The organism is Streptomyces sp. NPDC030995 (assembly GCF_055571215.1).
On the sequence record NZ_JBVIFS010000001.1, the window covers coordinates 131,106 to 151,388 of the forward strand.

The following is a 20,283-nucleotide window of genomic DNA, read 5'->3' on the forward strand; positions in this document are numbered from 1 at the left end:
CCCCGTGCCAGAAGCACCCTCCGCCGCCCACGACAGCGCCCCGGACACGGTTCTCGTCGTCGACTTCGGCGCCCAGTACGCCCAGCTCATCGCCCGTCGCGTCCGCGAGGCACGGGTCTACAGCGAGATCGTGCCGAGCTCGATGCCCGTTGACGAGATGCTGGCCAAGAACCCCAAGGCGATCATCCTCTCCGGCGGTCCGTCCTCCGTGTACGAAGCGGGCGCCCCGCAGCTCGACCGTGCCATCTTCGAGGCCGGGGTCCCCGTCTTCGGCATGTGCTACGGCTTCCAGCTGATGGCGACCACCCTCGGCGGGCAGGTCGACAACACCGGCGCCCGTGAGTACGGCCGCACGCCGCTGGCCGTCTCCAAGGCCGGCTCGACCCTCTTCGAGGGCACCCCCGAGAACCAGTCGGTGTGGATGTCCCACGGCGACGCCTGCTCCGCCGCGCCCGAGGGCTTCACCGTCACCGCGTCGACGAACGTCGTCCCGGTCGCGGCCTTCGAGAACGACGAGAAGAAGCTGTACGGCGTGCAGTACCACCCCGAGGTGATGCACTCCACGCACGGTCAGCAGATCCTGGAGCACTTCCTCTACCGCGGTGCGGGCCTCGCCCCCACCTGGACCACCGGCAACATCGTCGAGGAGCAGGTCGCGGCCATCCGCGAGCAGGTCGGCGACAAGCGCGCCATCTGCGGCCTCTCCGGCGGCGTGGACTCGGCGGTCGCCGCGGCCCTCGTGCAGAAGGCCATCGGCTCGCAGCTGACCTGCGTGTACGTCGACCACGGTCTGATGCGCAAGGGTGAGACCGAGCAGGTCGAGAAGGACTTCGTCGCCGCCACCGGCGTGCAGCTGAAGGTCGTCGACGCGCAGGAGCGCTTCCTGAACGCGCTGGCCGGGGTCTCCGACCCGGAGACCAAGCGCAAGATCATCGGTCGCGAGTTCATCCGCGTCTTCGAGCAGGCCCAGGCCGAGATCATCGCCGAGGGCGGCGCGGACGTGGCCTTCCTGGTGCAGGGCACCCTGTACCCGGACGTCGTCGAGTCCGGCGGCGGCACCGGCACCGCGAACATCAAGTCCCACCACAACGTGGGCGGGCTCCCCGACGACATCGAGTTCGAGCTCGTCGAGCCGCTGCGCCAGCTGTTCAAGGACGAGGTCCGGATGGTCGGCCAGGAGCTCGGCCTGCCGGAGGAGATCGTCCAGCGCCAGCCCTTCCCGGGCCCCGGCCTGGGCATCCGCATCGTCGGCGAGGTCACCAAGGAGCGCCTGGACCTGCTCCGCGAGGCCGACGCCATCGCCCGCCACGAGCTCTCCGCGGCCGGCCTGGACCGCGAGATCTGGCAGTGCCCGGTCGTGCTGCTCGCCGACGTCCGCAGCGTGGGCGTGCAGGGCGACGGCCGCACCTACGGCCACCCGATCGTGCTGCGCCCCGTCTCGTCCGAGGACGCGATGACCGCGGACTGGACGCGCATGCCGTACGAGGTGCTCGCCCGGATCTCCACCCGCATCACCAACGAGGTGCCGGAGGTCAACCGCGTGGTCCTGGACTGCACGAGCAAGCCCCCGGGCACCATCGAGTGGGAGTAGTCCCCACCCGCACGTAGACGAAGCCGCCGCTCCCCCCGGGAGTGGCGGCTTCGCCGTTTCTCTGGCCACTTCGCGGGGGCGCGGGTACCTTGCGCCGCGAGCCGAGCCGTCGAAGGAGCGCCGCATGCCGGACCAGCCCGTACCCGTGCCCGTGGAGCGGCTCGGCTTCGAGATGCCGCCCGTGCACGACACCGTCGGGGCGGCCCGCGCGCACCGCAAGGAACGGCTCGCCGGGGCGCTGCGCCTGCTGGGGCGGCTGGGGTACGAGGACGGGGTGGCCGGGCAGGTCACCGCGCGGGATCCCGAGTTCGGGGACTGCTACTGGGTGAATCCCTTCGGGCGGGCCTTCGCCACCCTCACCGCCGACGATCTGCTGCTGGTCGACGGGGACGGCCGGGTGCTCCAGGGCGGCCGCCGGGTCAACGAGCTGGCCTTCGCCGTGCACGCCGCGGTCCACCGGGCGCGCCCCGGGGTGGTGGCCGTGGTCCGCGCGCAGGCCCCGTACGGGCGTGGCCTCGCGGCGCTCGGCGAGCTGCTGGCCCCGATCACCGAGGAGGCCTGCGCCTTCTACGAGGACCACGCGCTGCTGGACGAGTACACCGGGGACGGGGCCGTCGACGCCGCCCGGATCGCGCACGCCCTGGGCCCGTACAAGGCGCTGATCCTGCGCAACCGCGGGCTGCTGACGGTCGGGGACTCGGTGGACGCCGCCACGTGGTGGTTCGTCGCGGCGGAGCGGGCGGCCCAGGTGCAGCTGATCGCCCGGGCGGCCGGGAAGCCGGTGCCCATCGACCACCGCGCCGCGGTGGCCACGCGCGAGCGGTTCGGGTCCGATCTGGCCGCCTGGGTGAGCTACCAGCCCCTGCGTCAGGACGGTGACACGCCGGTGGCGTCAACATCATGAACCGTTAATCACCTGCTCTGACATCGTGCGCAATCCGGAACACTGCCGCAGTGGTGCACAATTCGCTGGCATTGCACCGTAGTTCAGAGAGGCGGCACGTAGTGGCTGTCCAAGAGATGTCCCGAGGTACCCATACCGCGGCCTGCGCCTGCGAGGAGTGCTCACGCGAGGGGCACCGGCGTGCGGTCGCCGCGTTCCTGGAGAAGCGCGACGAGTTCGCCTCCGGGCAGGGGGTGCCGGCCGCCGTGGCCCACTCGCTCGGCGCCTCCCGCCAGTGGGTGTCCGACGAGCTGACCCTGTCGGCCCGTACCGTCGCCGACCGGGGCCGGGAGGCCGGGAGCTCCTGGCTGTACCTGTTCTCGCGGCGGGCCGTCCTCGCCGTGTGGATCGCGGCCGGGGTCCTGCTGGTGGTCCAGGTCGCCGCCGCGCTCGGCACCGGCTGGTCCGCGGGGCGCACGGCCGGGCTGCTGGCGGCCCTGGCGCTGGCCGGGCTGCTTAACGTCGCGGCCCGCGCCCAGTCGGTGCGCGGCGGCCTGCTGGCCCCGCTCGTCGGCGAGGACAACCGGCTGTCCACGTCGAAGGCGGTGTCCAGCGCCTGGGTGGTGCTGACGGCGTTCGCCACGCTGCTGCCCGCCCTGCGGCTGGCCACCTCGTCGCCCGGGCCCGAGCGGCAGGCGCTGTACGCGGGCTTCGCGCTGGACCGGGCGCTGCCGCTGCTTGCGGTGGTCTCGCTGACCTCGGCGGTGGCGGTCCTGGTGCGCCGCGTGGTCTCCGTACGGATCATGGGCCAGCGGCTTCAGAAGCTGCCGGCCGACCGGCCGCGCGGGGCGGACCTGCTGACGGACGACGCGGGGCGCGGGAGTTTCCCGGACGCGCAGTACGTCCTCGTCTCGACGGTGGTGCTGGCCTACGCGGCGGCCTCGCTGGCCCGCTTCCCGGACCGGCTGCCGCAGCTGCCGTGGGCGCTGGCGCTGCTGGTGGCGCTGTCGGCCGCCGTGTACCTGGCGGCGAAGTACGCGGAGGGCAGCCGCCCGCTGGTGCTGTCGGTGGTGCGCAGACGGGAGCCCGGGGACCTGGACGCCGCCGTCCGCCCCGGGGACGACATCGAGATCCGCGGTGTGGGCTTCGTGCCGCCCGGGGCGCAAACGCCGGAGATGCTGGCCCGGCTGGTGGTGCGGATCGGGGCGGTCCACGTGCACGTGCCGCTGGTGCCGGTGGCGGGCGGGTTCACCAATCCCTCGGACGCCGTGCTGACCGTGCCGGTCCCGGCGGAAGTGGAACCGGGGCGCATCGAGATCCAGGTGGTCACCGCCGCAGGAGTGGAATCCAACCGCTGCACCATCGACGTGGCCGAGTGATCGGGGTAGACATGACGCGTGACCCGAACTGACGCTCTCGCCTGGGTGCGCGAACAGGCCCCCCGCCATGCCCTCCTGCCCCTGCGGATCTTCCTCGGCGTGACCTTCGTGTACGCGGGTCTGGACAAGCTGACCGACTCCGCGTTCCTCTCCGCCACCGGCGACGGCTCCATCGGGCAGGTGATGGAATCGACGCGCGACGTCTCCGCGGTCCCCGCTCTGGTGGACCTGGCCCTGGAGGCCCCCGTCGCCTTCGCGATCGCGCTGGCCATCGGGGAGCTCCTCGTCGGCCTCGGCGTCCTGGCCGGACTGCTGACCCGTATCGCCGCCGTCGGCGGAGCGCTGATCTCGCTCAGCCTGTGGCTCACGGTGTCGTGGGCGGTGCCCAAGTACTACTACAGCCAGGACCTGATCTACCTGATGGCCTGGATCCCGATCATCCTCGCCGGCGCCCCCTACTTGTCGCTGGATTCGGTGATGCGGTCGCGCCGGTCCCTGCGTACGGCGTAGGTCACCATCCCGACCAGGGCGGCGAGGCAGAGGCCGCCCACGGCCATCGGGATGACGAGGAACCACGGCAGGTCGGCCTCGCCGGCCGCGTCGAGCAGGTACAGCACGCCCGCGGTCAGGATCACGATCCCCGCGAGGAACCGGCCCGGCTGGAACTCATGACGCCGCACGGGCCACCTCCACCTGTCCCACACCCGCGTCCAGGTGCAGCTCGATCGTCCCGCCGGCCTCGGTGCCGGCGGCGGGCGACAGGGTCGCCTGCCGGTTGTGCTCCCGGACGTTCTCGATCCGGTCCGCGCGGTCCCCGGGCAGCTGTACGTCGCCCAGCCGGCGGATGGTGACGTCGGCCTTGGCCGTGACCTCCCGCGGCACGATCACCTTGAGCCGTCCCGCGTCGATGGAGGCGCGGACCGCCAGCGTGGTGCCCTTCGGCACGTCCAGGTGGCTCAGGTCCAAGGTGGCGAGCCCGGTGCCCGCCTCGTACACGGGCCGTACGTCGGCCACCGCGGCCGGCCGCCAGCTGACCTCCCGCCAGTCGGTGCCGATCTCGCGGGGCAGCGCCGCCGCGCCCGCCAGCAGTCCGGCGGTGACGAGCGCCAGCAGGACCGTGCCGAAGCCGGTGCGGCCCTTGACCGAGCTGATCACGAGGCCCAGGCCGAACACGGCCAGCGCGGCGGCGAGCCCGATCTGCAGGGCGTGGCTGAGGGTGCTGCCCTCCCACACGGAGGCGGTGGACACGGTCCCGGCCAGCAGGGCCAGTACGAAGATCCGGCCGCCGATGCCGCCGCGGGGGCGGGCCGGGGCGGCGGGCGGCTCGGCGACCGCCTCCGGGGCGGCGCCGGGCACGGCTCCCGCCGCGTCCTCGGGACCCCACAGGTAGCCCGTCGCGCCGACCGGGCCGGTGGTGCCGTCCTTGACCAGCGGATCCCGCCACCAGGACGGGCCGCCGGGGGCGGGCGGTGCCTGCGTCTCCGGCGGGGCGGGCGAGAGCGGGGTCCGGTGCGCGGCCTTGCCCGGGGAGGGCTTCTTCGCCTCGGGGGCGCAGGTGCCCCGGTGCCGCTGCGACCAGTAGGCGGCCCCGCCGAGCGCCAGGGCGGCCAGGACCGAGAAGACCGCCAGCGCGCCGTTGTCCAGCATCGACAGGAACAGCGCGCAGCCCACCAGGGCGGCGAACACCGCCGCCAGCGTGCCGCCCTCGATCCGGCCGGTCAGCATCCTCTTGGCCTCGCTGTCCTCCTCGCCCTCCACGGGGAGCAGCAGCCACGCGAAGCCGTAGAAGATCAGACCGACGCCGCCGGTGACCGCGAGGACACCGAGGACGATCCGGAAGATCACCGGGTCCAGGTCGAAGTACCGGCCCAGGCCCCCGCACACGCCCGCGAGGACCTTGTCGCGCTTGCTGCGGCGCAGGGGCGGGCGCTCGGCCGGGGCGGGGGCCCCGGGCTCCTCGCCCGGGCTTCGTCCGGGGGGACCCCCAGGCGGGGCGTCGTGTACTTCGGTCATGGGTCCATGGTGACGGGCCCCGGCGGCCCGTGGCATCCGGCCCAACCCTGGCGCAACCCTGATATCCCCCCGGCAGAACTGGGGGGATGCCCTGATGCCCGGCCGCCCCCGCGCGTGTGACCCTTGGTGACATGCCCGTAGCCGCCGCTCCCCGTACCCCGCAGGCATCCGACGCCGACGAACTGCCGCAGCGCAAGCTCTACCGCAGCGCCGACGGCCGGATGCTCGGCGGCGTCGCGCGCGGGCTCGCCGGGCACCTCGGGCTGCCGGTGATCTGGGTCCGGCTCGCCTTCCTCGGCCTGTTCATGTGGGGCGACGGGCTGGGCGTGCTGCTGTACGCCGCGTTCTGGGTGTTCGTACCGCTGGGCGTCGGCGGCCGCACCGCGAACCGCTCCTTCTTCGAGACCCTCCCCGACGGCAGCCGCCGGCTGCGCAAACCCGACCGCGGGCAGATCACCGCGCTGATCGCCCTCTGCGTCGGCGCGGGCATCTTCATCTCCCAGGTGCAGCTCGGCGGCGCGTCCGGGCGGTACGTGTGGCCGACGCTGCTGGTCGGGGCCGGGGTGGTCCTCGTATGGCGGCAGGCCGACAACGCCCGCCGCGCCCACTGGGGCGCGGCCGCCGCGCGGCACGGGCGCCTCTTCCAGGCCGCCCGGGCACTCGCCGGTGTGGCACTGGTCGGCGTGGGCCTCACCGTGTTCATCGTCGTACGGGGCTCCGCCGCCCAGCTCGGCAACGTCCTCACCGCCACCCTCGCCGTCCTCGTCGGCGTGGCCCTGCTCGCCGGACCCTGGCTGATCCGGATGACCCAGGACCTGTCCGAGGAGCGCCTGATGCGCATCCGCGCCCAGGAGCGCGCCGAGGTCGCCGCCCACGTCCACGACTCGGTGCTGCACACCCTCACCCTGATCCAGCGCAACGCGGAGGACGCGGGAGAGGTACGCCGCCTCGCGCGGGCCCAGGAACGGGAGCTGCGGAACTGGCTCTACAAGCCCGAGGGCACCGGCAAGGACGAGGCCGAGGAACCGGCCACCCTGGCGGAGGCCGTGAAGAAGACCGCCGCCGAGGTGGAGGACCACCACGGCGTCCCCATCGAGGTCGTGGTCGTCGGGGACTGCCCGCTCGACGAGCGGCTGGCGGCACAGGTCCAGGCCGCGCGCGAGGCGATGGTCAACGCCGCCAAGTACGGTGGCGAGGGCGGGCCGGTGCAGGTGTTCGCGGAGGTGGAGGGGCAGACGGTCTTCGTGTCCGTACGGGACCGGGGACCGGGCTTCGACATCGACGCGGTACCCGAAGACCGCATGGGCGTACGAGAATCGATCATCGGCCGGATGCAGCGCAACGGCGGGACCGCGCGGCTGCGGTCCGCGCCCGACGGCGGCACGGAAGTCGAACTGGAGATGGAGAGGGCGGCGAACGCAGCATGACCGAGGAGAACGCAGTGGCGCAGAGCAGGCGCGTTCGGGTGGTGCTCGTCGACGACCACCGGATGTTCCGCACGGGAGTCCAGGCCGAGATCGGCGATACCGGGCGGACCGGCGTCGAGGTCGTCGGCGAGGCCGCCGACGTCGACCAGGCCGTCACCGTCATCACCGCCACCCGGCCCGAGGTGGTCCTGCTCGACGTGCACCTGCCCGGCGGCGGCGGGGTCGAGGTGCTGCGGCGCTGCGCCCCGCTGATGGCGGCGGCCGAGGCTCCAGTCCGATTTCTGGCGCTGTCGGTGTCGGACGCGGCCGAGGACGTCATCGGGGTGATCCGGGGCGGCGCCCGCGGGTACGTCACCAAGACGATCACCGGCACCGACCTGGTGGACTCGGTCTTCCGCGTGCAGGACGGGGACGCGGTGTTCTCGCCGCGGCTGGCGGGCTTCGTGCTCGACGCCTTCGCCTCGACGGACGCGCCGCCGGTGGACGAGGACCTGGACCGCCTCACGCAGCGCGAGCGCGAGGTGCTGCGGCTGATCGCGCGCGGGTACGCGTACAAGGAGATCGCCAAGCAGCTCTTCATCTCGGTGAAGACCGTCGAATCGCACGTCTCGGCGGTCCTCAGGAAGCTCCAGCTGTCCAACCGCCACGAGCTGACCCGCTGGGCGACGGCCCGCCGGCTGGTGTGACCGGGGGTGCGGGCGGGGGAGCGGCCTGCGGTGTGATCCACACCGCAGGCTGATCGGGCAACCGCCACATGTCACGCCGCCCTCTTGGGTGGCGTGATGAGCTTGACGGGGACACCCTTCTTCGTGACGGCGATCGCGCTCACCGCGCTCGCCGTCATCCTGCCGCTGGCCGTGTGGAGCAAGGTGCGCGGCCCTGCCGTCGTACGCACCGCCGTGCGCGCGCTGATGGTGGTGTTCGCCCAGGTCACCGCCATCGCCGTGGTCTTCGTCGCCGTCAACAGGGCCGAGCACTTCTACGCCTCCTGGGGGGACCTGCTCGGCACCGGCAAGTACGTCACCGCCGCACCCGACCTCGGCCCGGACGGGCTCGGCGGGAAGAAGGTCGCGGAGGTCCCCAAGGCGCTCCAGAAGTTCGAGCAGGTGGAGGGCCTCGGCGGGCGGGTCAAGAAGACCGAGCTCGACGGCAAGATCTCCGGGGTCAAGGGCGACGTCATGGTGTGGCTGCCGCCGCAGTACGACGACCCGGCCTTCAAGGACAAGAAGTTCCCGGTGGTCGAGCTCATCCCGGGCATCCCGGGGACGGGGAAGTCCTGGTTCCAGGGGCTCAAGGCGCACGAGGTGCTGGAGCCGCTGATGAAGAGCGGCAAGGTGCAGCCGTTCATCCTGGTCTCGCCGCGCGCCATGCTGCTCGGCAACGCCGACACCGGCTGCGCCAACATCCCCGGCAAGGTCAACGCGGACAGCTGGTTCAGCGTCGACGTCCGCAAGATGGTCGTCGACAACTTCCGCGCGTCGGAGGAGGCCCGCACGTGGGGCGTGGCCGGATACTCGGCCGGCGCCTACTGCGCCGCCAAGCTGGCGATCGCCCACCCCGACCGCTACAGCGCGGCCGTCTCCCTGTCCGGCTACAACGACCCGGGCCAGGAGCCCTCCTCGCTGGTCGCCAAGGACCCGGAGCTGCGCCGTACGCACAACCTGAAGGCCGTGCTCCAGGCCGCGCCCAAGCCGCCGGCGGTCGCGCTGTGGATGTCGGGGGCCGAGCAGGACGGCTACCTGTCCGGCATGGACCTCAAGGGGCTGGCGAAGGCCCCGACGACGGTGCACGCGGAGAAGGTGGTCGGCGGCCACAACCTCGAATCGTGGTCGAAGCAACTGCCGCAGACCTTCGGCTGGCTGAGCCAGCAGGTCAAGGCTCCGTAGGGCGGGGGCGATCGGCTTCCGACCGGGCTCCGACCGCCGTCCTCAGCGCCGCCCCGACTGGCAGGGGCGGCGCTGATCGGCGAGCATGGAAGGGAGAGCGGTGCCCTTTGGGGACGTGAAGCATTGGGATCATGAGGCCTTCGGGCGCTGTCCCTGCCCCTCTCCCATACGCAGCTCCAGGCCCGTCCACGTGCGCCCGGCGGTCCCACTTCCCGTTCATGCGGTGGCCGTGATCTCCGGCTGCCAGGACGGAGAGCCATGTCGGGTGTCGTCATATTGATCGTCGTTCTGGTCCTGCTCCTCATCGCCCTGATAGCGCGGGCCCGCAAGAAGGAGCCCCCCGAAGCGCCTCGCATCGAGGAGCAGACCCCGACCTTCCAGGTCGTGGCTCTGGGGCTGCAGGGCTCGGGCAAGACGCTGCTGCTGGCCAGCATGTACCACCGGCTTCAGACACCGGCGGGCCAGAGCTATTTCCTCGTCGCCCCGGACCCGGAAGTGCTGCAGCTCAACCAGTGGTTCACGCAGATGGCGGATACCGCCGTGGCGGACGGCTGGCCACCCGGTACGGCGAAGGGTGAGGCGCGGCACTTCACGTTCACGGTGAAGACCCGCACCACCGAAGGCGCCCGCCCGATCCTCGATCTGAAATACCTGGAGTATGCGGGAGAACTCCTGACGGAGCCCCAGGCGGCTGGATCGTCGGCTCAGGAAGATCTGTTCGACCACATCCGCCATGCGGACGCGCTGATCGGAATCATCGACGGCAACCACATCCGGCTGCATCTGGATGGCGTCCCCCAGGGGCAGGTCCGTCTCGAGCAGACCCTCAATGCCCTGGTACCGAAAATGATCGAGGCGGCGTGCCCCGTCAGCTTCGTCATCACCAAGTGGGACCTGCTCACGGATCTGCACCCCGACGAGAGGGTCCGCCTGGAGCTCGTGCAAGACCTTCTGACGTCCAACGATCACTTCAAGTCGCTGGTGAAGATCCACGGTACCGCCCGGGTGGTCCGCCTCATCCCCGTCAGTGCGGTGGGGCCGGGATTCGCGACGGTCGACCCCACCGGGAGGATCGTCAAAATGCCTCAAGGACACGTGCATCCCACGCGCGTGGACGTTCCGCTGTCGGCCGTGGTCCCCGACCTCTTCGAACAGGTGGAGGGCCGTCTCGACGAGGATGCCCGCGCGGCCTTCTACGCCGAGGTGCGCCGGCGCAGCCAGATGACCCCGCTGGACGCGGTCAACTCCCTTATCGCTTTCGCCGGCAGGACGACGGGCAGGGCCCTGATCGCCACATTCGGCGCTTCGGCGACGGCAATGGCGGGGAACGCCGTGCTGGGTCTCTTCCTCGACACCCAGGGCGGAGCGCGGGCGGAGTCGCAGGCGCGTCTCGACCGGGACCTGAACCAGGCCCAGCAGACCCATGAAGACTTCCGCGGAGCGCGGCGCCGGGTCCTCGAGGACATGCGCCGGAAAGTAGCGGTCCTGGAAGACCAGTTGCCGCACTCCAGGCTGTCCTGACATGGACGGCCCCTCACACGGCCGGTCCGCCTGGCCGTTCCTCGTCGCTCGCGGACGCTACCGCGGCTACCGGACGCTGCTCGCCCCCGACTTCCTCCTCGCCGAGGGTGATTACGGAGTCCTCGACGATTCCGTGGCGCCGGGCATGGTGGCGGAGCAGGTGCAGGTCATGCCGGTGGTCACCAGGGCCGGACGTCGTCTGACGGTCGTTCACACGGCGCGCCAGGTCACCGCGGCCGACGTCGCGGAGTCCGGAACCGCACCCGTGGACCAGGCACCGCGGGACGAGTTCGGGCGCCCCCTGCAATTGATGTACGGATTCGTCTGCGAGGACGGCCAGGTCGCCACGCCGGACCCGGCCGACCTGAACGCCTGTCGCGAGACGGCGCTCCCTGTCTACCGGCGGTTCCTCGGCGACGAGGAGGGTTTCACGGTCGAGCCCGGGAAGCAGTTCCCGCTGCGCTCGGCCGTTATCCCGGCCGGCACTCCGGCGGGGTCACGCAAGCCACCGCCGGTGGCCTCTTTGCCGAGCCGCAAGAGCTGGTTGATCCGCGTCGTGACCCTGGTGATCGTCGGGATTCTGGTGTTCGCGGTGGGGAAAGCATGCGGTTGTGGCCCGTTCGGAGGGGGCGAGGATGCCGACCCGGACTGTAAGACGGTCAGCCAGTACGTGAACACCTGTCGCCCCGACGTCTGGCCGAGTGACCAGGGCTATGACCAGGGCTACGACCATGGCTACGCCGGCCGGGCGGCGCCCGCCCACGGCATCGAGTCGATCGGCGCCAGCCTGACCGTCGAGCCGGGCCGCGGCGCGTGGATCATCTGGCCGTTGCCGATGTAGAGGCCCACGTGCGTCACCCCGGAGTAGAAGAACACCAGGTCACCGGGGGCCAGTTGGTCGCGGGAGATGCGATGGCCGACGTTGATCTGGGTGTAGGTGGTGCGGGGCAGGGAGACCCCGGCCGAGCGCCAGGCCGCCTGCGTCAGGCCCGAGCAGTCGAATGACCCCGGGCCCGTCGCGCCCCAGACGTACGGCTTCCCGATCGCCCCGTGCGCGAAGGCCACGGCGCGGCCCGCGCGGGAGCCGTCGGCGGGCGGCGGCGGGAGCGTGCTGGTCTTCGGGCCGGCGGGTGAGCCACCGGGCGCCTCGGCCTCGTACGCGGCCCGCTCCTCGGCGGTGAGCTTGGCCAGCAGGCGCTTGGCCGTGCCGAGCTTCTCCTCGATCACCGACTTGTGCCGGGCGAGTTCGTCCTGCCGGGAGCGGAGGTCGGCGAGGTGTCCGGCGGCCTGCTCGCGCAGCTTCCCGACCTCGTCGAGGCGGCGGCGCACGGTGGTGATCCCGGTGGCGTTGCGGTCCCCGGCGCGGGTGATGAAGGAGGCCTGGGCGAGGTACTCCTGCGGGTCGGGCGCCATCGCGAGCTGCACGGCGGTGCCCAGGGAGCCGCTGCGGTACTGGGATGCGGCAAGGGTTCCGAGGGCGCTGCGGGCGGTGTTGAGCTGATCGGTCTTGCGGGCGGTCTCCTCGCGCAGGCCGGTCAGCGCGCGCTCGGCCTCGTCGGCCTGTTCCTTCGCCCCGTTGTACCGCTCGGTCGCCTCCTCGGCTTCCTCGTAGAGCCGGTCGACCTCCGACTTGACCTGTGAGGGGGTCGGCTGGGGGTCGGCCTGCGAGGTGCCTTCGAAGGCGGTGGCGGTGGCAGCGCCCGCGAGGGCGAGGGTGGCGGCGGTCGTCCGTACCGCGCCGCCGGAGAGCGGGCGCTGCCTGGGCTTTCGATGACTGGCCACGAGGGCCTCACGTCCTTCCCCTGTCACTGACGCTGGGTCTTGGGGGAGGACGCTAAACCTGAGTAACGGGCCGATGTTGAGATGACCCGAACTGATCGGATATGGCGGATCGGTGTCCGTCAGCGCCAGAGGACGGCGATAAAAATATTGATCATGGTCAGTCCGCCGACCGCGCCGAACAGTGCCTTCTCGACCTTCTCCTCGTCGCGCTTGACGTAGACGAGGGCGAGGATCACGAAGAGGATGGCCAGCTTCACACCGATCTTGACGTTGTTGACGCTGCCGCCGTCCATCTCGCGGAAGCCGACCAGCAGTACGCCCGTCACGAGCATGGTGAGCGCGCCGTGCAGCATTGCCGGCGTGAAGCGGGCCGTGCCCGCGCTCATCGCCTTCATCTGGGTCAGGAAACCGCCGAGCAGCGAGGCGATCCCGATGATGTGCAGGCCGATGAAGACATTGATGAGTACGTGCATGCGGTCGAGCGTACGGGGCGGCCGGATCAGCCGAGGAAGCGGACCAGCTCGGCGGTCACGGCCTGCGGCTGCTCCTCGGGGAGGTAGTGGCCGCTGCCGTCGACGCGGACGACCCGGGTGTCGGTGCCGAGGGCCGGGACGGCCCCCCTCAGCTGCTCGTAGTTGCTGTACTCGCCGCCCAGGGCGAGCAGCGGCGCGGTCACCGGGGCGTAGCCGGCGAGGTCGGCGATGTCCTGGGCGAAGGCGCGGTACCAGTCGTTTCCGGCCCGGATCGCCTCCGGTGAGTCGTAGGCGCGGGCGTACACGGCCCGCGAGCGGGCGTCGATGGACGCGGGGTCGGCGGACGCGGCGCCGAACAGCCAGTCCAGCAGGAGGTGGTAGCGGCCGGCGAGCAGTTGCTCCGGCAGGCCGTGCACCTGGTTGAAGGCGAACCACCACAGGTGGAACAGGTCGGGCCGGGGGATCAGCGGCATGCGGGCCCAGCTCTCGTCGGGGTGCGAGACGTCGAGGAGCGCGATGCGGCCGGTGGCCTCGGGATGGTTGGCGGCGAAGGCGTAGGCGACCATCGCGCCGATGTCGTGGCCCGCGATGTGGGCCCGCTCCAGGCCGAGGTGGGTGAGCAGGGCCCGGAGGTCGGCGGCCATCGTCTTCTTGTCGTAGCCGGTGTCGGGCTTGGCGGAGCCGCCCATGCCGCGCAGGTCCACGGCGATCACCCGGTAACGGCGGGCCAGGGCGGGCATCACCTTGTGCCACTGCCACCAGGTCTGCGGCCAGCCGCCGAGGAGGACGAGCGGCTCGCCGCTGCCGCCCTGTACGTAGTGCAGACCGATGCCGTTCACCTCGGCGCGGTGGCTGGTGAAGCCGCCGTCGAGGGAGGCGGCGAGGGCGGCGTCGTCGAGGGCGGTGGTGTCGGGTGCGGCAGTGGGCATGGGTGTGTCCTTGTGGAGGAGTGACCGGAAGACCGTACGAAGATCTCGTACGGTTGATCGGAACTGTACGAGATCTTCGAACGGTCCGGCAAGGTCCGTACGAGATCTGCGTACAGTTGGGGCATGGCTGCCGCTGCTGACCTGACCCACCCCGCCGCCGACCGCATCGAGCTGGTCGAGGTCCTGGCCGCGCTCGGGCATCCCGTCCGGTTGGAGATCGTTCGCAAGCTGGCCTCCGGCGAGGAGGCGTTCTGCGGCGAGGTCGTGCCGGACCTGCCCAGGTCGAGCGTCACGCACCACCTCAAGACGCTGCGCGAGAGCGGAGTGATCTGCCAGCGCCCCCAGGGCCGCAAGCTCTACCTCGCACTGCGCCGTGACGACTTGGAACGGTCCTTCCCGGGCCTGCTGGAGATCGTGCTGGGCGAGGCCTTCCCACAGAGGGATTTTCCGGGGGCGCAGCCGGCTGTCGGTCCCGCCCCCTAGACTCGGAATGCGATGAGCAGCCTCTTTGACGACAGTTTCCTGGCGGACCTCACCCCCTCCGACGAGGTCCCGCCGCCGCCCGAGGATCACGCCGCCCCGGAAGCGGGCGCGGACGATCTCTTCGGGGGGCGCTTCGACGTACCCATGAGCGGGGACGCGTACTACCGGGACGGCGCCCCCAGGCCCGTGATCGACCCGGCGACGCTCCTCGACGGGCTCAACGAGGAGCAGCGCGCGGCCGTGGTGCACGCGGGCTCCCCGCTGCTCATCGTCGCCGGCGCCGGCTCCGGCAAGACCCGGGTGCTGACCCACCGCATCGGCCACCTGCTGGCCGCGCGGAACGTCCACCCCGGCCAGATCCTGGCGATCACCTTCACCAACAAGGCCGCCGGTGAGATGAAGGAGCGCGTCGAGAGCCTGGTCGGCCCGCGCGCCAACGCCATGTGGGTCTCCACCTTCCACAGTGCGTGCGTCCGCATCCTGCGCCGCGAGTCCAAGCGGCTCGGTTTCACCTCCTCGTTCTCGATCTACGACGCCGCCGACTCGAAGCGCCTGATGGCGCTCGTCTGCCGCGACCTGGACCTGGACCCGAAGAAGTTCCCGCCGAAGTCCTTCAACGCCAAGATCTCGAACCTGAAGAACGAGCTGATCGACGAGGAAGCCTTCGCCGACCAGGCCGTGGACGGCTTCGAGAAGACGCTGGCCCAGGCGTACGCGATGTACCAGGGGCGGCTGCGCGAGGCCAACGCCCTCGACTTCGACGACATCATCATGACCACGGTCCACCTGCTCCAGGCCTTCCCGGACGTCGCCGAGCACTACCGGCGCCGGTTCCGGCACGTCCTGGTCGACGAGTACCAGGACACCAACCACGCGCAGTACACGCTCGTGCGCGAGCTCGTGGGCACCGGCTACCCGGACCTGCCCCCGGCCGAGCTGTGCGTGGTGGGTGACGCCGACCAGTCCATCTACGCCTTCCGCGGCGCGACCATCCGCAACATCCTCCAGTTCGAAGAGGACTACAAGGACGCGACCACGATCCTGCTGGAGCAGAACTACCGCTCCACGCAGACGATCCTGTCCGCCGCCAACGCCGTCATCGAGCGCAACGAGAACCGCCGCGCCAAGAACCTGTGGACCCAGGCCGGCACGGGCGCGGTCATCACCGGATACGTCGCGGACACCGAGCACGACGAGGCGCAGTTCGTCGCCGACGAGATCGACCGGCTGACGGACGCCGGGGACGCCAAGGCGGGCGATGTCGCGATCTTCTACCGGACCAACGCGCAGTCCCGCGTGTTCGAGGAGATCTTCATCCGCGTCGGCCTGCCCTACAAGGTCGTCGGCGGCGTCCGCTTCTACGAGCGCAAGGAGGTCCGCGACGTCCTCGCGTACCTGCGCGTCCTCGCGAACCCCGAGGACAACGTCCCGCTGCGCCGCATCCTGAACGTGCCCAAGCGCGGCATCGGCGAGCGCGCCGAGGCGATGGTCGACGCCCTCGCGATGCGCGAGAAGATCACCTTCCCGCAGGCGCTGCGGCGCGTGGACGAGGCCTTCGGCATGGCCGCGCGCTCCACGAACGCGGTGAAGCGGTTCAACGTGCTGATGGAGGAGCTCCGCACGATCGTCGACTCGGGCGCGGGCCCGGCAGTGGTGCTGGAGGCGGTGCTGGAGCGTACGGGCTACCTCGCCGAACTCCAGGCGTCGACCGACCCGCAGGACGAGACGCGCATCGAGAACCTCCAGGAGCTCGCGGCGGTGGCGCTGGAATTCGAGCAGGCGCGGGAGGCCGCGGCCGCCGAGGCGGCCGAGAACGGCACCCCGGCCCCCGGCCCCGGCACCCTGGCCGAGTTCCTGGAGCAGGTCGCGCTCGTCGCCGACTCCGACCAGATCCCGGACGAGGACACCGAGGGCACGGGCGTCATCACGCTCATGACCCTGCACACCGCCAAGGGCCTGGAATTCCCGGTGGTCTTCCTGACCGGCATGGAGGACGGGGTCTTCCCGCACATGCGGGCGCTCGGCCAGACCAAGGAGCTGGAGGAGGAGCGCCGCCTCGCGTACGTCGGCATCACGCGTGCGCGCGAGCGGCTGTACCTGACGCGCTCCAGCATGCGCAGCGCGTGGGGGACCCCCTCGTACAACCCGCCGTCGCGGTTCCTGGAGGAGATTCCGGCGGAGTACCTCCAGTGGAAGCGGACGGGTGCCACCCAGAAGCCGGCGGGCCCGATGCGCAGCGGCTCGGGCTCCGGATACGGGTCTTCGGGGTCGGGCAAGAGCTCGTTCGGCACGTCGCCGGAGGCGTTCCTGTCCTCGTCGCGTACGAAGTCGGGTCCGTCCGGATTCGCGACGCGACGGGCGGCCGACAAGCCGGTGATCTCCCTGGTGGTCGGGGACCGGGTCACGCACGACCAGTTCGGGCTCGGCACGGTCATGGAGGTCAAGGGCGCGGGCGCGGACGCGCAGGCCACCATCGACTTCGGGGACGACAAGCCCAAGCGGCTGCTGCTGCGTTACGCGCCGGTGCAGAAGCTGTAGCGGGAGGCGGCTGGGATGGGTGGCCGGGCGATGGCCCGGCTACTCGACTACTCGGCTCGGCGCTTGCTTGCTCGGCTCCGCGCTTGCTCGGTTACGTCGGGTCCAGGCCGTGGCTGCGGAGCCACGACAGCGGGTCGATCGCTGACCCGCCACCGGGCCGGACCTCGAAGTGGAGGTGCGGGCCGGTGGAGTTGCCGGAGTTGCCGGAGTAGGCGATGACGTCGCCCGCCTTGACCTTGCCGCTGCGGATCTTGGTGCTGCTGAGGTGGCAGTACCAGGTCTCGGTGCCGTCGGGGGCGGTCACTATCGCCATGTTGCCGTAGGCGCTGTTGTACTGCGTGCGCACGGTGCCGTCGGTGGCGGCCATGACCGGGGTGCCGTAGGTGACCGGGAAGTCGATGCCCGTGTGCACGGACATCCACATGCCGCCGGCCTGCCCGAAGCTGGCGCTGAGGCCCTGCTGTTGGACGGGGAGCGCGAACTTGGGGCGGGCGGCCTCCTTGGCCGCGGCCTCCTCCGCCTTCTTCTTCTTTTCCTCTTCCTGGCGCTGGTGCAGGTCGAGGCGCTCCTGCGTGCGGCTCGCGCGGTCCGCGAAGTCGCCCGCGTCGGCGCTGAGTGCGACCAGCTGGGTGTCGAGCTTGGTGTTCGCCGCGACCGGCTTCACCGAGGCCGGGTCGGGCGCGGCCATCGTGGTGGTGTCCTCGGAGGACTTCTCCGTGCCGGTGAGTCCGCCGACGGAGGCGGCCGCGACGCCCGCGACACCCATCACGCAGGCGGAGGGCACGGCCACGGTCAGCAGGGCGGAACGCTTCGCCGGGGTGCGGCGACGGCTGTTGCCGGGCTTGGCGCCGCCCTTGGCATTGCCCTTGGTGGCGGTCCGGCGCGCGGAGCGCGGAGCGGAGGTCACGGGCATGGCCTGGGTGGGAAGGTCGTGGACCGCGTGGTCTCCGTGCTCCCCGTGGTCTCCGTGGACCTCGGGCTCGGGCATGTCGTCGGAGAGCACCTCGAAGACGGCGGTCTCGCTGTACGTGCCGGCCTCGACGTACGTGTCGGTCTCGGCCTCGAAACTGGTCCCGGTCCCGAAACCGGTCCCGGTCTGGGAATCGAGCACGACGGCCGGGGCCTCGTAGGCATAGCCGACGGAGGTCGCCTCGTACGCGTACTCCTGCTGCGCGGGCTGGTACTCGTACGAGTAGCCCGCCTCGGGCTGGGCCTCGGCCGGGGTCTGCGTGACGGTGTTCCAGGCGGTGGCGTCGTACGCGCCGGTCTCGGTACCGGTGGTGCCGTAGCCCGGCATCGCCCAGTGCCCGGTCTGCTCGGCGGAGGTGTCGTAGCCGAAGGAGGCCGGCTGGTACTCGGTGTAACCGGAGTGGTCCGTGCTCGGCGTGTTCCAGGCGCTCGCGTCCCACTGACCGGTCGTGTCCTCGGGGACGCCCTGGGTCGGGATCGTGGACAGGTAACCGTCCTGCGAGTTCCACGCGGTGGTGTCGTACGCGCCGGTGTCATAAGAGCCGTAGGCAGCGTAGTTGACCCCTTGACCCTGCGTTTCATAGGAAACGTAGGCCGAGTCACCAGCGAAAGTGGTGGTGGAAAGGCCGTCGTACCCGGCGTCCGGGTACTGGCCCGACAAGGGGCGGTCGTTCACCAACTTCTCTTTCGCCTCGGCAGTGGGGCCTGGGTGGCCGGGAACTCGAGGTTCACCGGAGGAGAGCAGTGGCGTGACTGTACCCGGCGGTTACTCGCAACGACAATCTTCGACGGGTCTCCGCATCGCCGGAACCGGGCATTCAGCCGCCTTTCGGTCGCCGAAAGACGCAGCCTTGGCCTTGAGTTCGAAATTCGTTCGACTGGCGGTCGTCGGTTGGCTATGCGACGGAAGCGGCGTCCGAGCGTGTGACGGCGCTCTGACCTGGCCCGTCGAGGGCGCGCCGGACCGCCGCGATCACGGCGGGGTGGGCGGGCAGCGCAAGGTGGCCAATGCCGGTGACCTGCACGTTTTCCACACACAGATCCGGGTGCTCGATGCGCGCCGTCCCGACCGGGGTCATCAGCGCGTCGAACTCGCTCCAGAACGCCACGCATCGGGTGGCGCAGCCGGGCGCGGGCGCGGCCAGCTCGGCCAGCACTTCGGAGTCAGGGCGCATCTGCCGCACCAGCGGGTGCGCGTCCATGAAGGGGGCGACCCGCGTGCCGGCATGCGGGGTGCCGAGCGTGACGAGGGTCCGGACGCGGGCGTCGCCGCCGAGGCGCTGGACGTAGTACCGGCCGACCAGCCCGCCGAGGCTGTGACCGACCAGGTCCACCCGCTCCTGACCGGTGCGCTCGCACAGTTCCTCGACGCGCCGGGCGAGATGGCGGGCGGTGAGGCGCAGGTCGAGGGTGAAGGGGGAGTAGTTGTACGCCTCCACGTGCCGCCGGCCGCCCGCCCCGAGGGCGCGGCGCAGCAGGACGAAGACGGACCGGTTGTCCGTGAAGCCGTGCAGGAGGAGGACGGGCGGCCGTGTCGCGGGTGGGCCGGCGCTGACCTTCTCCTGGCACACTCCGGTGGGATAGAGGAGGAGGTGCCCGCCGAGCACCACCACCTCGAGCGCGCCGGCCCGCAGCGCGGCGCCGGACCAGGGCGCGGAGATGGGTATGGACAGTCCCATCGACGGCCTCCCCCCTCAGCCTCACGGGACCGCGGCCGTCGCGCCACCGTGCCGTGCGGCTGTCGGCACGGTGGCGCAATGCCGTCCCACGTGTGATTTCCCCCTCGTGATTGACCGCGAAACGGCGGCGTGCGCGATGCTGTACTTAACGTTCGTTCACTCGGGAGGCAGTGCGATGGGTGTGACCGGTCCGATCCGTGTGGTGGTGGCAAAGCCGGGTCTCGACGGCCACGACCGCGGGGCCAAGGTGATCGCGCGGGCGCTGCGGGACGCGGGCATGGAGGTCATCTACACCGGCCTCCACCAGACCCCCGAGCAGATCGTGGACACCGCCATCCAGGAGGACGCCGACGCGATCGGCCTCTCGATCCTCTCGGGCGCCCACAACACGCTGTTCGTGCGTGTCCTGGAACTCCTCAAGGAGCGCGACGCGGAGGACATCAAGGTCTTCGGCGGCGGCATCATCCCGGAGGACGACATCGCCCCCCTCAAGGAAAAGGGCGTGGCCGCGATCTTCACCCCGGGCGCGACGACGACGGCGATCGTGGACTGGGTCCGCGCGAACGTCCGCCAGTAGCCTCCGGCGGCAGGCGGTCAGGTTCGGCCGCGCCGCCGCTTTCGGGGGCTCTGCCCCCGCCCCCCTGAGCCTCAAACGCGGGGTTCTGCTCCCGAATCCGTGTGCCTCAACGCCGGCCAAATCCAGCCGTGATTGAGGCGCGGGGTTCTGCTC

19 protein-coding genes are annotated in these 20,283 nt (G+C 71.2%); 12 read left to right on the forward strand and 7 right to left on the reverse strand.

Features of this window, described 5'->3' with window-relative positions; translation table 11 throughout:
- Positions 1-4 precede the first annotated feature (4 nt).
- The 4 genes from guaA to ACZ45T_RS00670 all read left to right on the forward strand — a co-directional run bounded on the left by guaA (position 5) and on the right by ACZ45T_RS00670 (position 4,363).
- Positions 5-1,591, forward strand: coding sequence for a glutamine-hydrolyzing GMP synthase (gene guaA / locus ACZ45T_RS00655; RefSeq protein WP_468435918.1), 1,587 nt, complete (start codon positions 5-7; stop codon positions 1,589-1,591).
- Positions 1,592-1,715: 124 nt separating this feature from the next.
- A complete protein-coding gene (locus tag ACZ45T_RS00660; protein WP_468435920.1) occupies positions 1,716-2,495 on the forward strand; it encodes a class II aldolase/adducin family protein in 780 nt (259 codons plus the stop codon).
- Positions 2,496-2,596: 101 nt separating this feature from the next.
- Positions 2,597-3,853, forward strand: coding sequence for a hypothetical protein (locus ACZ45T_RS00665; RefSeq protein WP_468435922.1), 1,257 nt, complete (start codon positions 2,597-2,599; stop codon positions 3,851-3,853).
- Between the two features lie 18 nt (positions 3,854-3,871).
- Positions 3,872-4,363: a DoxX family protein gene (locus tag ACZ45T_RS00670; RefSeq protein ID WP_468435924.1), complete on the forward strand. Its 492-nt coding sequence runs from the start codon at positions 3,872-3,874 to the stop codon at positions 4,361-4,363.
- On the opposite strand, the gene ACZ45T_RS00675 is transcribed toward ACZ45T_RS00670, so the two are convergent.
- Both ACZ45T_RS00675 and ACZ45T_RS00680 read right to left on the reverse strand, forming a co-directional pair.
- Positions 4,309-4,533 carry a hypothetical protein gene (locus tag ACZ45T_RS00675; protein WP_468435926.1) on the reverse strand — a complete coding sequence of 75 codons (225 nt, stop codon included), beginning with the start codon at positions 4,531-4,533 and terminating at the stop codon, positions 4,309-4,311. The genes ACZ45T_RS00670 and ACZ45T_RS00675 overlap by 55 nt on opposite strands.
- Positions 4,520-5,866 (reverse strand): PspC domain-containing protein, encoded by a 1,347-nt coding sequence (locus ACZ45T_RS00680; protein ID WP_468435928.1) that lies wholly within the window; start codon positions 5,864-5,866, stop codon positions 4,520-4,522. The genes ACZ45T_RS00675 and ACZ45T_RS00680 overlap by 14 nt, the downstream gene beginning before the upstream one ends.
- A gap of 131 nt (positions 5,867-5,997) precedes the next feature.
- On the opposite strand from ACZ45T_RS00680, the gene ACZ45T_RS00685 reads away from it, so the two are divergent.
- The 5 genes from ACZ45T_RS00685 to ACZ45T_RS00705 all read left to right on the forward strand — a co-directional run bounded on the left by ACZ45T_RS00685 (position 5,998) and on the right by ACZ45T_RS00705 (position 11,541).
- A complete protein-coding gene (locus tag ACZ45T_RS00685; protein WP_468435930.1) occupies positions 5,998-7,293 on the forward strand; it encodes an ATP-binding protein in 1,296 nt (431 codons plus the stop codon).
- Positions 7,290-7,979 carry a LuxR C-terminal-related transcriptional regulator gene (locus tag ACZ45T_RS00690; protein ID WP_468435932.1) on the forward strand — a complete coding sequence of 230 codons (690 nt, stop codon included), beginning with the start codon at positions 7,290-7,292 and terminating at the stop codon, positions 7,977-7,979. The genes ACZ45T_RS00685 and ACZ45T_RS00690 overlap by 4 nt, the downstream gene beginning before the upstream one ends.
- 96 nt (positions 7,980-8,075) lie before the next feature.
- A complete protein-coding gene (locus tag ACZ45T_RS00695) occupies positions 8,076-9,179 on the forward strand; it encodes an alpha/beta hydrolase (protein ID WP_468435934.1) in 1,104 nt (367 codons plus the stop codon).
- Positions 9,180-9,437: 258 nt separating this feature from the next.
- Complete coding sequence (locus tag ACZ45T_RS00700; RefSeq protein WP_468435936.1) at positions 9,438-10,700, forward strand: TRAFAC clade GTPase domain-containing protein; 1,263 nt, start codon at positions 9,438-9,440, stop codon at positions 10,698-10,700.
- Between the two features lies 1 nt (position 10,701).
- Entirely contained in the window at positions 10,702-11,541 is an 840-nt protein-coding gene (locus tag ACZ45T_RS00705) for a hypothetical protein (RefSeq protein ID WP_468435938.1), read from the forward strand.
- Here ACZ45T_RS00705 and ACZ45T_RS00710 read toward each other — a convergent pair.
- The 3 genes from ACZ45T_RS00710 to ACZ45T_RS00720 form a co-directional block, all read right to left on the reverse strand.
- The gene (locus ACZ45T_RS00710; protein WP_468435940.1) at positions 11,436-12,482 is read right to left on the reverse strand and encodes a C40 family peptidase; all 1,047 of its coding nucleotides are present in this window, start codon (positions 12,480-12,482) and stop codon (positions 11,436-11,438) included. The genes ACZ45T_RS00705 and ACZ45T_RS00710 overlap by 106 nt on opposite strands.
- A 119-nt stretch (positions 12,483-12,601) precedes the next feature.
- Positions 12,602-12,955, reverse strand: coding sequence for a hypothetical protein (locus ACZ45T_RS00715; RefSeq protein ID WP_468435942.1), 354 nt, complete (start codon positions 12,953-12,955; stop codon positions 12,602-12,604).
- 26 nt (positions 12,956-12,981) lie between these two features.
- Entirely contained in the window at positions 12,982-13,884 is a 903-nt protein-coding gene (locus ACZ45T_RS00720) for an alpha/beta fold hydrolase (RefSeq protein ID WP_468435944.1), read from the reverse strand.
- Positions 13,885-14,007: 123 nt separating this feature from the next.
- On the opposite strand from ACZ45T_RS00720, the gene ACZ45T_RS00725 reads away from it, so the two are divergent.
- Positions 14,008-14,367, forward strand: a complete 360-nt coding sequence (locus ACZ45T_RS00725) for an ArsR/SmtB family transcription factor (protein WP_468435945.1) — start codon at positions 14,008-14,010, stop codon at positions 14,365-14,367.
- A 12-nt stretch (positions 14,368-14,379) separates the two neighbouring features.
- Positions 14,380-16,905, forward strand: coding sequence for a DNA helicase PcrA (gene pcrA, locus ACZ45T_RS00730; RefSeq protein WP_468435950.1), 2,526 nt, complete (start codon positions 14,380-14,382; stop codon positions 16,903-16,905).
- 91 nt (positions 16,906-16,996) lie between these two features.
- On the opposite strand, the gene ACZ45T_RS00735 is transcribed toward pcrA, so the two are convergent.
- Positions 16,997-18,550: a M23 family metallopeptidase gene (locus ACZ45T_RS00735; protein WP_468435953.1), complete on the reverse strand. Its 1,554-nt coding sequence runs from the start codon at positions 18,548-18,550 to the stop codon at positions 16,997-16,999.
- A 220-nt stretch (positions 18,551-18,770) separates the two neighbouring features.
- Positions 18,771-19,553 carry an esterase/lipase family protein gene (locus tag ACZ45T_RS00740; protein ID WP_468435955.1) on the reverse strand — a complete coding sequence of 261 codons (783 nt, stop codon included), beginning with the start codon at positions 19,551-19,553 and terminating at the stop codon, positions 18,771-18,773.
- Between the two features lie 175 nt (positions 19,554-19,728).
- On the opposite strand from ACZ45T_RS00740, the gene ACZ45T_RS00745 reads away from it, so the two are divergent.
- Positions 19,729-20,130: a cobalamin B12-binding domain-containing protein gene (locus ACZ45T_RS00745; protein WP_468435957.1), complete on the forward strand. Its 402-nt coding sequence runs from the start codon at positions 19,729-19,731 to the stop codon at positions 20,128-20,130.
- Positions 20,131-20,283: the final 153 nt, after the last annotated feature.

Excerpts from the sequence above, each read along its gene's own strand:
- ACZ45T_RS00660 (WP_468435920.1), top strand. The coding sequence starts at position 1,716 with ATGCCGGACCAGCCCGTACCCGTGCCCGTGGAGCGGCTCGGCTTCGAG.
- ACZ45T_RS00680 (WP_468435928.1), bottom strand. The coding sequence starts at position 5,866 with ATGACCGAAGTACACGACGCCCCGCCTGGGGGTCCCCCCGGACGAAGC.
- ACZ45T_RS00685 (WP_468435930.1), top strand. The coding sequence starts at position 5,998 with ATGCCCGTAGCCGCCGCTCCCCGTACCCCGCAGGCATCCGACGCCGAC.
- ACZ45T_RS00690 (WP_468435932.1), top strand. The coding sequence starts at position 7,290 with ATGACCGAGGAGAACGCAGTGGCGCAGAGCAGGCGCGTTCGGGTGGTG.
- ACZ45T_RS00695 (WP_468435934.1), top strand. The coding sequence starts at position 8,076 with ATGAGCTTGACGGGGACACCCTTCTTCGTGACGGCGATCGCGCTCACC.
- ACZ45T_RS00700 (WP_468435936.1), top strand. The coding sequence starts at position 9,438 with ATGTCGGGTGTCGTCATATTGATCGTCGTTCTGGTCCTGCTCCTCATC.
- ACZ45T_RS00705 (WP_468435938.1), top strand. The coding sequence starts at position 10,702 with ATGGACGGCCCCTCACACGGCCGGTCCGCCTGGCCGTTCCTCGTCGCT.
- ACZ45T_RS00715 (WP_468435942.1), bottom strand. The coding sequence starts at position 12,955 with ATGCACGTACTCATCAATGTCTTCATCGGCCTGCACATCATCGGGATC.
- ACZ45T_RS00720 (WP_468435944.1), bottom strand. The coding sequence starts at position 13,884 with ATGCCCACTGCCGCACCCGACACCACCGCCCTCGACGACGCCGCCCTC.
- ACZ45T_RS00725 (WP_468435945.1), top strand. The coding sequence starts at position 14,008 with ATGGCTGCCGCTGCTGACCTGACCCACCCCGCCGCCGACCGCATCGAG.
- pcrA (WP_468435950.1), top strand. The coding sequence starts at position 14,380 with ATGAGCAGCCTCTTTGACGACAGTTTCCTGGCGGACCTCACCCCCTCC.
- ACZ45T_RS00740 (WP_468435955.1), bottom strand. The coding sequence starts at position 19,553 with ATGGGACTGTCCATACCCATCTCCGCGCCCTGGTCCGGCGCCGCGCTG.
- ACZ45T_RS00745 (WP_468435957.1), top strand. The coding sequence starts at position 19,729 with ATGGGTGTGACCGGTCCGATCCGTGTGGTGGTGGCAAAGCCGGGTCTC.